This is a genomic window from Promicromonospora sp. NPDC110617 (genome assembly GCF_055598465.1).
Map to the genome: position 1 here is coordinate 546,020 of NZ_JBVKBM010000001.1, position 12,282 is coordinate 558,301.

Sequence of the window (12,282 nt, forward strand, 5' to 3'; positions counted from 1 at the left end):
GGCGGTCGAGCTTGTCGAGACCAGGTCTCGACAAGCTCGACCAGCGGAATCGGGGTCAGTCCTCCGAGGACGCCGACGGCGCCGCCAGGCCCGCCGTGATCAGGTCCATCACGGAGGAGTCGGCCAGCGTCGTCGCGTCGCCGACGGCGCGGTCCTCGGCGACGTCGCGCAGCAGGCGGCGCATGATCTTGCCCGACCGGGTCTTGGGCAGCTCCGGGACCACGAGGATCTTCTTGGGCTTCGCGATCGGGCCGATCTCCTTGCCCACGTGGTCGCGCAGCTCCTTCTGCACCTCGGCGGCGCCCTCCGGCGTGGCGGCCCGGCCGGCGTGGCTGCCGCGCAGGATCACGAACGCGACGACGGCCTGGCCGGTGGTCTCGTCCGCGGCGCCGACCACGGCGGCCTCCGCCACGATCTCGTGCGACACGAGCGCCGACTCGATCTCCGTGGTGGACAGCCGGTGGCCGGACACGTTCATCACGTCGTCCACGCGGCCGAGCAGCCAGATGTCGCCGTCCTCGTCCTTCTTGGCGCCGTCGCCCGCGAAGTAGAGGCCGTCGAAACGCGACCAGTACGTGTCCTTGTACCGCTCCAGGTCGCCCCAGATGCCGCGGAGCATGGACGGCCACGGCTCGGAGAGCACGAGGTAGCCGCCACCGCCGTCGGGCACGGGCTGGGCCTCGTCGTCGACCACGGTCGCGTCGATGCCGGGCAGCGCCACCTGCGCCGAGCCGGGCTTGGTCGCGGTCACGCCGGGGAGCGGGCTGATCATGATGGCGCCGGTCTCGGTCTGCCACCAGGTGTCGACGATCGGGGCCTTGTCGCCGCCGATGACCCGGCGGTACCACATCCACGCCTCGGGGTTGATGGGCTCGCCCACGGAGCCGAGGACGCGCAGGGACGAGAGGTCGAACCCGCCCGGGATGTCGTCGCCCCACTTCATGCAGGTGCGGATCGCGGTGGGGGCCGTGTAGAGGATCGAGACCTTGTACTTCTCGATGAGCTCCCACCAGCGGCCGCGGTGCGGGGTGTCGGGCGTGCCCTCGTACAGCACCTGCGTGGCGCCGTTCACGAGCGGGCCGTAGACCACGTAGGAGTGGCCGGTGACCCAGCCGACATCGGCGGTGCACCAGTAGACGTCGGTCTCCGGCTTCAGGTCGAACACGTTCTTGTGCGTGTACGCGGCCTGCGTGAGGTATCCACCGGTGGTGTGCAGGATGCCCTTCGGCTTCCCGGTGGTGCCGCTCGTGTACAGGATGAACAGCGGGTGCTCCGCCTCGACCGCGACCGGCTCGTGCTGGTCGGAGGCCTCGGCCAGCGCCTCGTGCCACCACACGTCCCGGCCCTCGACCCAGTCCACGTCCTGCTCGGTGCGCCGCACGACGAGCACCTTCCGGACCGTGGTCGGGTCGGCGCCCTCCTTCGGAGCCAGAGCCTCGTCGACAGCCGGCTTGAGGGCCGACGGCGCGCCGCGGCGGTAGCCGCCGTCCGCCGTGATGACCAGCGTGGCCTCGGCGTCGGCGATCCGGCTGCGCAGGGCGTCCGCGGAGAAGCCGCCGAAGACCACGGAGTGCGGGGCGCCGATACGGGCGCAGGCCAGCATCGCGACGACCGACTCGACGAGCATCGGCAGGTAGATGACGACCCGGTCGCCGGTCTGCACGCCCAGGGCGGTGAGCGCGTTGGCCGCGCGCGACACCTCCTGCTGCAGGTCGGCGTACGTGACCGTGCGGGTGTCGCCCGGCTCGCCCTCGAAGTGGATGGCGACGCGGTCACCGTTGCCGGCCTCGACGTGCCGGTCCACCGCGTTGTACGCGGCGTTCAGCGTGCCGTCGGCGAACCAGCGCGCGACAGGGGCTCCGCTCCAGTCCAGCGTCTCGGTGAACGGCGTCTTCCAGGTCACGAGCTCCCGTGCCTGGCCGGCCCAGAACTCCAGGCGGTCGGCCGATGCCTTCTCGTACAGGTCGGCCTGGGCGTTCGCCTGGGCCGCGAACTCCGCGCTGGGCGGGAAGCTCCGGGTCTCGTGCAGAAGGTTCTCGAGGCTGGGGCTGGATGCCGAGCCCGACGTCGGGTTGGTGTCTGTCACGGTGACCTCCGGTGCGCGTCTTCGCGTTCGTTCGGGCAGGTGCTTGGGGCTGCCTTGACGTTGTCTCTGGTCGGTGAGTGTAGTCCCGGACGGTGACACCCCTCACAAACCGGTGTCACTTCCTGAGACGCCGTGCCGTCGCCCCGGAATTGACCCGGGACCGGCCACGTTACGGGCTGACGTGAGCCACCTCCTCGAACCGATCGCGCTGCGCGACCTCTCCCTGCCGAACCGCGCCTGGCTGGCGCCGATGTGCGAGTACTCGGCGGCCGACGGGCTCCCGAACGACTGGCACCTCGTGCACCTCGGCGCGCGGGCCGCCGGCGGGTTCGGGCTGGTCCTGACGGAGGCGACCGCTGTCGTGCCCGAGGGGCGCATCTCGCCGCAGGACACGGGCATCTGGAACGACGAGCAGACCGCCGGGTGGAAGCGGATCGTCGACTTCGTGCACGCGCGGGGGGCGCGGATCGGCATCCAGCTCGCGCACGCGGGGCGCAAGGCGTCGACCTTCCGTCCGTGGGCGCCGGAGCAGGGCAGCGTCCCGGTGGCCGACGGCGGCTGGCCGACCGTCGGGCCGTCGGCCCTCCCTTACCCGGGCTTCGCCACCCCCGCGGAGATGACCGCCGAGCAGGTCGCAGACGTGCCCGAGCACTTCGCGGCCGCCGCGCGCCGCGCCCGCGAGGCCGGTTTCGACACCGTCGAGGTGCACGCCGCGCACGGCTACCTGCTGCACCAGTTCCTGTCGCCGCTGGCCAACCTCCGCGCGGACGGGTACGGCGGGTCGGCCGAGGCGCGCTCGCGGCTCGTCGAGGAGACCGTGGGCGCGGTGCGGTCCGTGTGGCCCGACGAGCTGCCGGTGCTCGTGCGGCTGTCGGCGACCGACTGGCTGGACGGCGGTCTCGCCGTGGACGACGTCGCCGCCGTCGCGGGCCGGCTCGGCACGCTCGGTGCCGACCTCGTGGACGTCTCGACCGGGGGCGTGGCGCCGGCGCACATCACCGTCGGGCCGGGCTACCAGGTGCCGTACGCCCGCCGCGTGCGCGAGGTGTCCGGCCTGCCGGTCAGCGCGGTCGGGCTGATCAGCGACCCGGTCCAGGCGGAGCAGGTCCTCGTGGAGGGCTCGGCGGACGCCGTCATGATCGGCCGCGAGGCACTGCGCGACCCGCACTGGCCGCTGCGGGCGGCGCACACGCTGCGCGACAAGATCGGGACGGTACCCGTGGACGCGGGCGTGGGGGTGCAGCCGCAGTACTCGCGCGCGCAGTGGCGGTGATCGGTGCCGGTGATCGGTGGCACCGCGGGGCCGGCTGCGCCGGAAAGTGGTGCGGTGAGGGTGCCCCACAAAGGGCGGGAATCACGACTGACGGCGTTTGAACGCCTGGAGAATTCCGGGTGTGGTGATTCTTTTCCGGCCGGCGTGCATTCCGCGAAACGATTCGCCGTGCGGCCGGGCTCCTCGCAATTTCCGTTCGCGATCCGGAAGTGCGAGGGCCCGGCCACTGCGGTGGCGAGATCTCGGCCTGTCGAGCACGGAATCCGGGAGCATCCTCAAGCCGGGTTCCGCTCTCACCAGCTGGACGGGGTTGACCGTGCACGTCGCTCGCCGTCGATCAGACTTGCGCCCTTTCGACCCCCAGGGCACGGTCCCTGCCGCCCTGAATACTTGCTGTGAACACAATCACACTGCCTGTCGGTGACAAAAGCAACCTGAGCGCGGTGATCTTCACAATTGCCAATTCCTGTCCTGTGCGCAATTGCGTGGGAAAATCTTCGGCCTTACCGATCCTTGACCTTTTGCGACCGGCGGGTTGAGGCGAGGCGCGGCCTCAGGCGCGGAAATTGGCGGATTCCGGTGCGATCGAGCGCCGGTCGTGCCTCGCGCCGCGACCTGCCGGCCTCGCCGCGGACCGGCAGCCTCAGAGGCGGCGCAGGTACTGGCGGCAGACGTGGACGCGCGCGAACCGCGTGCGCAGTTCCTCCTCGCGCGAGACGTCGGCGTGCATGAACGCGATCAGCGGGGTGGAGAGCCCGTCCGGGGCGACGAATCCGGCTGCGGGCTCGTTACCGCCCTTGTACACGTGCAGGTAGGAGTAGTTCTCGGCGAAGCCCGAGCGCAGGTACCAGGCGTTCGCGGCCTCGTCCTCACGTGTCCAGGCGTCGAGGGTGGTCGCCCCGGCCGTTCTGATCCTGGGGATCGCCGCGTCGAGGAGTGCGGTCGCGATGCCCCGCCGGGTGTGGTCGGGGTGGACGGCGATGGTGTCGATCGTGGCCGTGTCGCCGTCGAGTTCGACGTCGAGAACCCCGCAGATCGTGCCGTCCTCGGCGACCGCTACCAGGCAAACTGCCGGGAGGTCGAACGACGTGCGGTGCGGTTTGACGTCGTCGTAGTACTGGGTGTTCAGGAAGGCGAGCACCCGGCAGCGGAGCCAGCCGGGTTCGTCGTCGGGCAGGTACGGGCGCACGGTGAAGCTCACGGGGTTCCGATCGTCGAAGGGCAGGTGAATGCGGTGCGCTCTGCGGCGCACGACAGGCGAATCGCTCAGTTCGACGACATGGTTCGGAGTCTGCCCGACGGCGTCCTGGTCGGTCGACCTCTTACCTCGGCGTGAGTACCGGTGAGGTGTGGGTGCCGGGCTCAGCGGCGGCGTGCGCGGCGTCGGGCAGCGCGCCAGACCAGCCAGACGGTGACCCCGACCGCCACGGTGCCCACGACCGCGAGGAGAGGGAGGGGTTCGATGCGCGGGCGCAGCGCGATCGGGCGGACGAACGCCAGCACGCCCCAGCCGGACTGCGCGGCCCGGCGCTTGAGGACCCGGTCCGGGTTGACCACGAAGGCGTGGCCGACCGCGGCCAGCATCGGGGCGTCCGTGATGGAGTCGGAGTAGGCGAAGCTCCGCGCGAGGTCGTAGTCCTCGCTGGCGGCGAGCCGGCGGACACCGACGGCCTTGTTGTCGCCGTAGTTGTAGAAGTCGATCTCGCCGGTGAAGCGGCCGTCCTGCACCGTCATCTGCGTGGAGAGCACGTGGTCCGCGCCGAGCACCGCCGCGATGGGCTCCACGAGGACCGCGGCCGACGCCGACACCACCACCACGTCCCGACCCGCCGCGTGGTGCTCCTCGATCAGCTCGACGGCCTCGGCGTAGACGTAGGGGTCGATGAGCTCGTGCACCGTCTCGGTGACGATCTGCCGGACCTTCTCCACGTCCCAGCCGGTGACGAGCGACGAGAGGTGCGCGCGCATCCGCTCGGTCTGGTCGGCGTCGGCGTTGCCGATCATGAAGATGAAGTGGGCATAGGCACTCCGCAGCACGTCGGCGTGCGACAGCAGTCCGCCCGCGAGGAACGGCCTGGAGAACGCCGCCGACGAGCTGGTGGCGATGATCGTCTTGTCGAGATCGAAGAACGCGGCGGTGCGCTGAGCGCGCGACTGCGGTCGAGAAGCGATCTGGGGCACCTGCTCGGTCACGCGACGAGCCTAGCGGGGCCGTCCGCCGGAGCAGGTCTCCGCGCCGTGATTTCTTCCGCCTCGATGAAACTCGCCCGCCCCGACCAGAGACCGTCTGCACGGCGGGACGGGCGTCCGAGCCCGACCACAGGCACCACTTCTCGTCGTCCGTGCACAGCGGCGCCGATGCGGGCCGCACGGGGTGTGTCCGTGCGGCCAACCTGGTCGAGGACCCGGGCGGAGTGCCCGGGACGGCGGCCGGACCGGCCGCCGGACCTGTGCCGGAGGGGGCGCGATGAGCAGCACGACGAGTGGTGCCCGGCCGGAGCCGGGTCGCGTGATCGGGGTCGTCGGGGCGTGCGGCGGCGCGGGCACGTCGGTGGTGGCGGCGTGCGTCGCCCACGGCCTGCGCCGCGGAGGTGAGCGCGCCACGCTCGTCGACCTGGACGCGCACGCGCCGGGTACGGACCTGCTGCTCGGGGCCGACGGCGGCCGCGGCGCGCGGTGGCCCGACCTCGTCGAAGCGCGCGGCGACGTCGACGGGCTCGGCGTGGTCGCTGCCCTGCCGCGCTGGGGCGCGGTACCCGTGCTGAGCGGTACGCCGTCAGGAGCCCCGCCGGACGACGACGTGGTGCTCGGCGTGTGCCGCGGGCTCGTCCGCGTCGGGGAGACGCTCGTGCTCGACCTGCCGCGGCCCGGTGCGTGGGGTTCCGCGACCCGTCGGGGCGGTGGTGGATCCGTGGCTGAGGCGCCGGGAGACGGTGCCCGGGCGGTGCGGGCGCTTCTCGCGGCCTGCGAGACGGTGCTGCTCGTCGTCCCGCTCACCCTGCCCGCGGCCGTCGGCGCGCAGCGGGTGCGTGACGAGCTCCGTGCGGCGGACGTGTCCGACGTGCGCGTGGTGGCACGCGGGCCCGCGCCCGGCGCGGTCGCCCCCGACGACGTCGCCGCCGCGCTCGGGCTGCCCACGATCGGGGTCCTGGGGCGGGACGCCGGGCTCGCGCGGGCGATCGAGCGCGGCGAGGGGCCCGCGGTGGCGCACCGGACCGTGCTCGGCAGCTTCGCGGCCGACGTGGCGGCCGCGCTGTGACCGCGCCCTCGCCCGATCGGTCCCTGCTCGACGACGTCCGCGCGCGGCTCGCGACGGGGCGTGCGGGCGCGGACGCCGCCGTGCGTGCCGCGGTACGCGACTCCGGGCGCGTGCTCGGGTCCGACGCCCTGCGGGACCTGGAGCGGGCCGCCCGGGCCGAGCTCACGGGCGCCGGCCCGCTGCAGGCGTTCCTCGACGCACCCGACGTCACCGACGTGCTGGTCAACGGCCCGCGCGACGTGTGGGTCGAGCGGGGCGCCGGTCTCGAGCGGGCCGCGCTCGACCTGGGGTCGGCCGCGGAGGTGCGGGCGCTCGCCGTCCGCCTGGCGGCGCTCGGTGGTCAACGCCTCGACGACGCCTGCCCCACCGTGGACGCGCGCCTGCCCGACGGCACCCGGCTGCACGCCGTGCTCGAACCCCTGGCCGAGACGGGCGCCCTGATCTCGCTGCGCGTGCTACGCAGCCGCGCGTTCACGCTCGACGAGCTCGTGGCCGGCGGCGCGCTGCCACGGCAGTGGGCGGGCCTGCTGCGATCCCTCGTGCGGAGCCGGGCGAACGTGCTGATCAGCGGGGGTACGGGCACCGGCAAGACGACGCTGCTCTCCGCGCTCCTCTCCCTGGTGCCGGACGGGGAACGCGTGGTGACGGTCGAGGAGGCGCGCGAGCTGCGACCCGCCCATCCGCACGTGGTGCACCTCGCCGCGCGACGCGCCAACGTCGAGGGTGCAGGCGCCGTGGACCTGGCCGACCTGGTACGGAACGCCCTGCGCATGCGGCCCGACCGCATAGTGCTCGGCGAGTGCCGCGGCGCCGAGGTGCGCGAGGTCCTCATGGCGATGAACACCGGCCACGACGGCGGCTTCGCGACGCTGCACGCCAACGCCGTCGGCGTGGTGCCGGCCCGGCTGGAGGCGCTCGCGGGCCTGGCCGGGATGACCCGGGAGGCGGTGGCCGCGCAGGCGGTGGGCGCGCTGGACGTGGTGCTGCACCTGCGGCGCGGGCAGGGGACGCGGTACCTGGCGGAGATCGGGCTTGTGGGACGAGGCCTGAACGGCGAGCTGGAGGTGCGTACCGCCGGGCGCTGGGACGGCAGCGGCGGGTGGACGACGGATCCGAGTACGTGGAGCGAGCTGGTGGGGAGGTACGCGCCGTGCTGAGGGTCCTGGAGTCGCTCGGTGTTGGCCTGCTCGTGGCGGTCGGCGCCTGGCTGGTGCTGGCGCGCGGAGGTCGGCGGCTGCGCGAGGTGCTCGCCGGGCCGGGCGGGGGTGTCGACCCGGGTGCTGCGGCGGGCGTCACCGTCGCCCCCGGCGCCAAGGTGGCAGGACCGGTCGTCGCCCGGCCGGACCGCCGGGGTGCGGGCGCGCGCGGAGCGGGCGGCGACGTCCGGGTGGTCGTGCTGCAGGTGGTCGCGCTGCTCAAGGCGGGTTCGCCGCCCGGTGCGGCGTGGTCGCGCGCCGCGGGTGTGAACGTCGACCTCGCGGGTGTGCCCGACGTCGGCGCGCTCGCCCGGGTGCTCGGTTCCCGGCACGCGGAGGCGGTGGTCGCGGCGACCCGGCTCGCGCTCGACGTCGGGGCGCCGCTCGGCCGGGTCCTGGAGCAGGTCGCGGCAACCCTCGTCGCGGAGGCCGAGGCGCAGGCCGAACGGGACACGGCGCTCGCCGGGCCGCGGACCACGGGTCGGCTGCTCATGTGGTTGCCGGTCGCGGGCGGGTTCCTCGGGTGGGCACTCGGCGCCGACCCGGTGGGTACGGCCACCGACGGCGGGGTCGGAACGGCAGCCCTGGCGGCCGGCGTGGTGCTGCTCGTGGCCGGGCGGGTCTGGTCCGACAGGCTGGTGGCCACGGCGGGCGGAGCGGAGCGGTCCGGCTTGGACGTCCAGGTGGTGCTGGAGCTGCTGGCGGCGGCGATGCGGTCCGGGGCGGGGGTGCCGCGCGCGCTGCAGGCGGTGGGCGCCGCCGTGGATGGTCCCGACGGTCAGGTGCTCACCCGCGCGGCGCAGGCGCTCGTGCTCGGCGCGGCCTGGGAGCGGGCGTGGGCGCAGACACCGCCGGCCCTCGGCCCGGTGGTGCACGCGCTGCGGGGCGCGTGGCTGGACGGCGCCGCACCGGGCGAGGCGTTGCGCGCCGCCGGGGCGGAGGTGCGGCACGTGCGGAGCGCGGCGAGCCGGACTGCCGCGGCACGGCTCGGGGTGCGGCTCGTGCTGCCGCTGGGCGTCTGCTATCTGCCGGCGTTCGTGCTGGTGGGCCTGGTCCCGGTGCTGCTGGCCCTCGGGATCGACCTGCTCACGGGCTGACGCAGGACACGGGCACCGGGTGGCCGGCACCCGACGAGAGATGAGGACTTCGGCGCGCTCAGGTGCGCCGGTGCCGTCCGCCGCACGGCGGACGGGGCCCGTCGTGACGGGCCGTACAGGGTGCCCGCGGGCACGCCGGGAGGCGTGCGAGCGGGCGGAGCAGGAGGAGAAGACATGACGATCACGACAGCGGTTGCCTGTCCCGAGCCGGACGACCGGTCGCGGACGGAGGCTGACGGGCGCGAGTCGGAGCGCGGGCTGGCCACGGCCGAGTACGCGATCGCGACGCTCGCCGCGGCCGCCTTCGCGGGTGCGCTGATGGCGGTCCTCAAGGGCGGCGACGTGAAGTCGATGCTCACGTCGCTCATCCAGTCGGCGCTGACGGCCGGCTGATCCATGGCGGAGCGTGAGTCGGAACGCGGCACGGTCACGGCCGAGCTGGCCATCGGGCTGCCGGTCGTCGTCCTCGTGCTCGTCGCCGTGCTCACCCTCGTGGCCGCGTCCACGGCGCAGATGCGCGCCCTGGACGCGGCCCGCGCGGGGGCGCGGGCGGTGGCGATCGGGGAGCAGGGCGCCGCCGTCGCGGCGGTCGTCGCCCGGGTGGGCGGACCCGAGGTCGAGATGTCGCTCGCGCGGGAGGGTGAGTGGGTACGGGTGACGGTCACGCGGCCGGTCTCGGGCGGCTGGGTGGCCGGGCCGCTGCGGGCCACCGGGACGGCGGCGGCCTGGGTGGAGCCGTGAGGTCTGTCGACGGCGCCGAGCGGTGTCGACCCGGGTGCGGCCCCGGACGAGATCCCGAGCGCGGCGCCGGCACCGTCCTGGTGCTCGGGATCGTCGCCGCGGCACTGCTGCTCGCGCTCGGGATCGCCGCGCTCGGCGCGGCCCAGAACGCGCGCGGCACCGCGCAGGCGGCGGCCGACCTCGGGGCGATCGCCGGCGCGACCGCGCTGCGCGACGGGTTCGACCCGTGCGGGACGGCGGGTGCCGCCGTCGTGCGCAACGGCGCGGAGATCGCGTCGTGCGAGGTGTTCGGGGGAGGGATCGTGCGGGTCGTCGCGACCCGCGTGGCCGCGGGGCCGGCCGGGGAGCTCGGTGGTGCGCTCGGGTCGGCACGAGCGACGGCGCGGGCCGGGCCTCGGGAAAAGGGGATGACGTGGAACCCCGACGGATCGTAGTATCACTGCTATGGATGGTATGGAGAGTGCGATGACTGCACAGGACCGACCTCCGCCGTCGAGCGACGTGGCGCTCGACGTGCGTGACCTACGGATGAGGTACGGGACCAAGGACGTGCTCAAGGGCGTGTCCTTCACGGCGCAGCGCGGCGAGGTCGTCGCCCTGCTCGGGCCCAACGGCGCCGGCAAGACGACCACGATCGAGATCCTCGAGGGCTTCCGCATGCGGTCGGCCGGCGAGGTCGCGGTGCTCGGGCAGGACCCGGCGCACGGCGACGAGGCATGGCGCGCGCGGCTGGGCGTCGTCCTCCAGTCGTGGCGCGACCACAGCCGGTGGCGGGTGCGGGACCTGCTCGGATACCTCGCACGGTTCTACGTCCCCTACTCGACCGCCGAGGTGTCGCGGCCGTGGGACGTGGACGAGCTGATCAAGGTGGTCGGCCTCCTGGAGCAGACCAACGCCAAGGTGCAGACGCTCTCGGGCGGGCAGCGGCGCCGCCTCGACGTGGCCATCGGGATCGTCGGGCGCCCGGAGCTCGTGTTCCTCGACGAGCCGACGGCGGGCTTTGACCCGCACGCCCGGCGCGAGTTCCACGACCTGGTGCACCGGCTGGCCGACTTCGAGAACACGACGGTCCTGCTCACGACGCACGACCTCGACGAGGCCGAGAAGCTCGCCGACCGGATCCTGGTGCTCGACGGGGGTGTGGTCGTCGCCGACGGGTCGGCGGAACAGCTGGCACGCGAGCTGACCACACAGGCGGAGGTGCGCTGGACCTCCGGCGGGCACCGGAACGTCCACGCGGTGACCGAGGGCGACCCCACCCCGTTCGTCCGCCGGCTGCTCGCGGGTGACCCCGACGTCAGCGAGCTCGAGGTCAAGCGGGCCAGCCTCGAGGACACCTACATGGCGCTCGTGCACCGGGCCGAGAGCTACCAGCCCGAGTCGGACGGCAGGGGGTCGGATCGCGCCGAGCAGAACCAGGCCACGCCGGACGACGCCGCGCGGGACCAGGCCGCACCGAACCGGGCCGAGCAGAGTGAGGGAGTGCAGTCATGACCGCGACCGGGACCACGGCCGGGCGCGCGCGGAACGACGCGCGCCGCGCTGCCGTCCGCGCCGGACTCGTCCGGGGCTGGCTCGAGACCAAGTACTCGGTCACGAGCGCGAGCGACCTCGTCTGGATCCTCGCGTTCCCCGTCATCTACGCGGTGGTCCTGCTGTTCATGCGGGGCAGCACCGTCCCTGGCACCGACTTCGCGCTGGGTGCCATGGTGCTGCCGAGCCTGGTCGGCATGAGCATCGCGTTCGGCGGGTTGACCGGCCCCGCGAGCACGATTGCCGTCGACCGGGAGGACGGGACGCTGCTTCGGGCCAAGGCGACGCCCAACGGGATGCTGGGCTACCTGGTCGGCAAGATCCTGATGTTCGCGCTGACCACCCTGGTGGGCCTGATCGTCCTGGTCGTCCCTGCGGTCACGGTCGCCGGAGAGCTGCGGCTGGACGGCCGCACCGTCCTCCTGCTGGCGCTGATCTTCCTGGTGGGGATGGTCGCCACCGTGCCGATCAGCGTGGCGCTCGGGTCGCTGTTCAAGAGCGCCTCGCAGACAGGGCTCCTGTTCCTGGGTTCGATGCTCCTGATCGTGCCGTCCGGGATCTTCTACCCGATCACGGCGCTGCCCGAGTGGCTGCAGTGGGTGGGCCAGGCGTTCCCCTACTACTGGCTCGGGTTGGGCGCCCGGTCGGCGATGCTTCCCGAGAGCATGGTCACGGTGGAGATCGGTGAGTCGTGGCGAACGTTCGAGATGTTCGCGGTGCTCGGTCTCTGGGCAGTTGTGGGTATGGTGCTCGCGCCGATCGTGCTTCGCAGGATGGCCCGCCGGGAGTCGGGTTCCACAGTGGCGGCGGCGCGGGAGCGTTACATGGCCAAGGGGTACTGAGCTGGTGGGGGAGCAGTCCGACGTCGTCCACAACCGCATCGCGATGCTGCGTGCCGAACGAGGCGTCTCGCGGCGCGAGCTGGCGGAGGCGCTCGGGGTGCACTACCAGACGGTCGGTTACCTCGAACGAGGCGAGTACAGCCCGTCGCTCTTCCTCGCGCTGCGGATCGCGGAGTACTTCGACGTGGCGGTCGAGGTCGTGTTCTCGACGAGCCCGTTCAAACGGCTGGGTGAGTAGCCCCGCCGCGGCACGAA

13 protein-coding genes are annotated in these 12,282 nt (G+C 73.3%); 10 read left to right on the forward strand and 3 right to left on the reverse strand.

Annotated elements, in window-relative coordinates; all coding sequences use genetic code 11:
* Nucleotides 1–55: 55 nt before the first annotated feature.
* Nucleotides 56–2,086, reverse strand: coding sequence for an acetate--CoA ligase (gene acs, locus ACZ7LE_RS02390; RefSeq protein ID WP_470401784.1), 2,031 nt, complete (start codon nucleotides 2,084–2,086; stop codon nucleotides 56–58).
* Nucleotides 2,087–2,267: 181 nt separating this feature from the next.
* On the opposite strand from acs, the gene ACZ7LE_RS02395 reads away from it, so the two are divergent.
* On the forward strand, nucleotides 2,268–3,359 hold the full coding sequence (locus ACZ7LE_RS02395; protein ID WP_470401785.1) for an NADH:flavin oxidoreductase/NADH oxidase: 1,092 nt from the start codon (nucleotides 2,268–2,270) through the stop codon (nucleotides 3,357–3,359).
* A 643-nt stretch (nucleotides 3,360–4,002) separates the two neighbouring features.
* On the opposite strand, the gene ACZ7LE_RS02400 is transcribed toward ACZ7LE_RS02395, so the two are convergent.
* Together ACZ7LE_RS02400 and ACZ7LE_RS02405 are read right to left on the reverse strand one after the other, a co-directional pair.
* A complete protein-coding gene (locus ACZ7LE_RS02400) occupies nucleotides 4,003–4,560 on the reverse strand; it encodes a GNAT family N-acetyltransferase (protein ID WP_470401786.1) in 558 nt (185 codons plus the stop codon).
* A gap of 161 nt (nucleotides 4,561–4,721) precedes the next feature.
* Nucleotides 4,722–5,552: an HAD family hydrolase gene (locus ACZ7LE_RS02405; RefSeq protein ID WP_470401787.1), complete on the reverse strand. Its 831-nt coding sequence runs from the start codon at nucleotides 5,550–5,552 to the stop codon at nucleotides 4,722–4,724.
* 274 nt (nucleotides 5,553–5,826) lie between these two features.
* On the opposite strand from ACZ7LE_RS02405, the gene ACZ7LE_RS02410 reads away from it, so the two are divergent.
* From ACZ7LE_RS02410 to ACZ7LE_RS02450, 9 genes are all read left to right on the forward strand, one after another.
* Entirely contained in the window at nucleotides 5,827–6,618 is a 792-nt protein-coding gene (locus ACZ7LE_RS02410; protein ID WP_470401788.1) for a CpaE-like family protein, read from the forward strand.
* Nucleotides 6,615–7,775: a TadA family conjugal transfer-associated ATPase gene (locus tag ACZ7LE_RS02415; protein WP_470401789.1), complete on the forward strand. Its 1,161-nt coding sequence runs from the start codon at nucleotides 6,615–6,617 to the stop codon at nucleotides 7,773–7,775. The genes ACZ7LE_RS02410 and ACZ7LE_RS02415 overlap by 4 nt, the downstream gene beginning before the upstream one ends.
* Complete coding sequence (locus ACZ7LE_RS02420; protein ID WP_470401790.1) at nucleotides 7,769–8,911, forward strand: type II secretion system F family protein; 1,143 nt, start codon at nucleotides 7,769–7,771, stop codon at nucleotides 8,909–8,911. The genes ACZ7LE_RS02415 and ACZ7LE_RS02420 overlap by 7 nt, the downstream gene beginning before the upstream one ends.
* Before the next feature lie 174 nt (nucleotides 8,912–9,085).
* Nucleotides 9,086–9,304, forward strand: coding sequence for a DUF4244 domain-containing protein (locus ACZ7LE_RS02425; RefSeq protein ID WP_377234072.1), 219 nt, complete (start codon nucleotides 9,086–9,088; stop codon nucleotides 9,302–9,304).
* 3 nt (nucleotides 9,305–9,307) lie between these two features.
* Nucleotides 9,308–9,652, forward strand: coding sequence for a TadE family type IV pilus minor pilin (locus ACZ7LE_RS02430; protein ID WP_470401791.1), 345 nt, complete (start codon nucleotides 9,308–9,310; stop codon nucleotides 9,650–9,652).
* Nucleotides 9,649–10,086, forward strand: coding sequence for an Rv3654c family TadE-like protein (locus ACZ7LE_RS02435; protein ID WP_470401792.1), 438 nt, complete (start codon nucleotides 9,649–9,651; stop codon nucleotides 10,084–10,086). Before ACZ7LE_RS02430 ends, ACZ7LE_RS02435 begins: the two co-directional genes overlap by 4 nt.
* Nucleotides 10,087–10,117: 31 nt before the next feature.
* Nucleotides 10,118–11,146: an ABC transporter ATP-binding protein gene (locus tag ACZ7LE_RS02440; RefSeq protein ID WP_470401793.1), complete on the forward strand. Its 1,029-nt coding sequence runs from the start codon at nucleotides 10,118–10,120 to the stop codon at nucleotides 11,144–11,146.
* Nucleotides 11,143–12,027 carry an ABC transporter permease gene (locus tag ACZ7LE_RS02445; RefSeq protein WP_470401794.1) on the forward strand — a complete coding sequence of 295 codons (885 nt, stop codon included), beginning with the start codon at nucleotides 11,143–11,145 and terminating at the stop codon, nucleotides 12,025–12,027. The genes ACZ7LE_RS02440 and ACZ7LE_RS02445 overlap by 4 nt, the downstream gene beginning before the upstream one ends.
* 4 nt (nucleotides 12,028–12,031) lie before the next feature.
* Complete coding sequence (locus ACZ7LE_RS02450; protein WP_470401795.1) at nucleotides 12,032–12,265, forward strand: helix-turn-helix transcriptional regulator; 234 nt, start codon at nucleotides 12,032–12,034, stop codon at nucleotides 12,263–12,265.
* Nucleotides 12,266–12,282 lie beyond the last annotated feature (17 nt).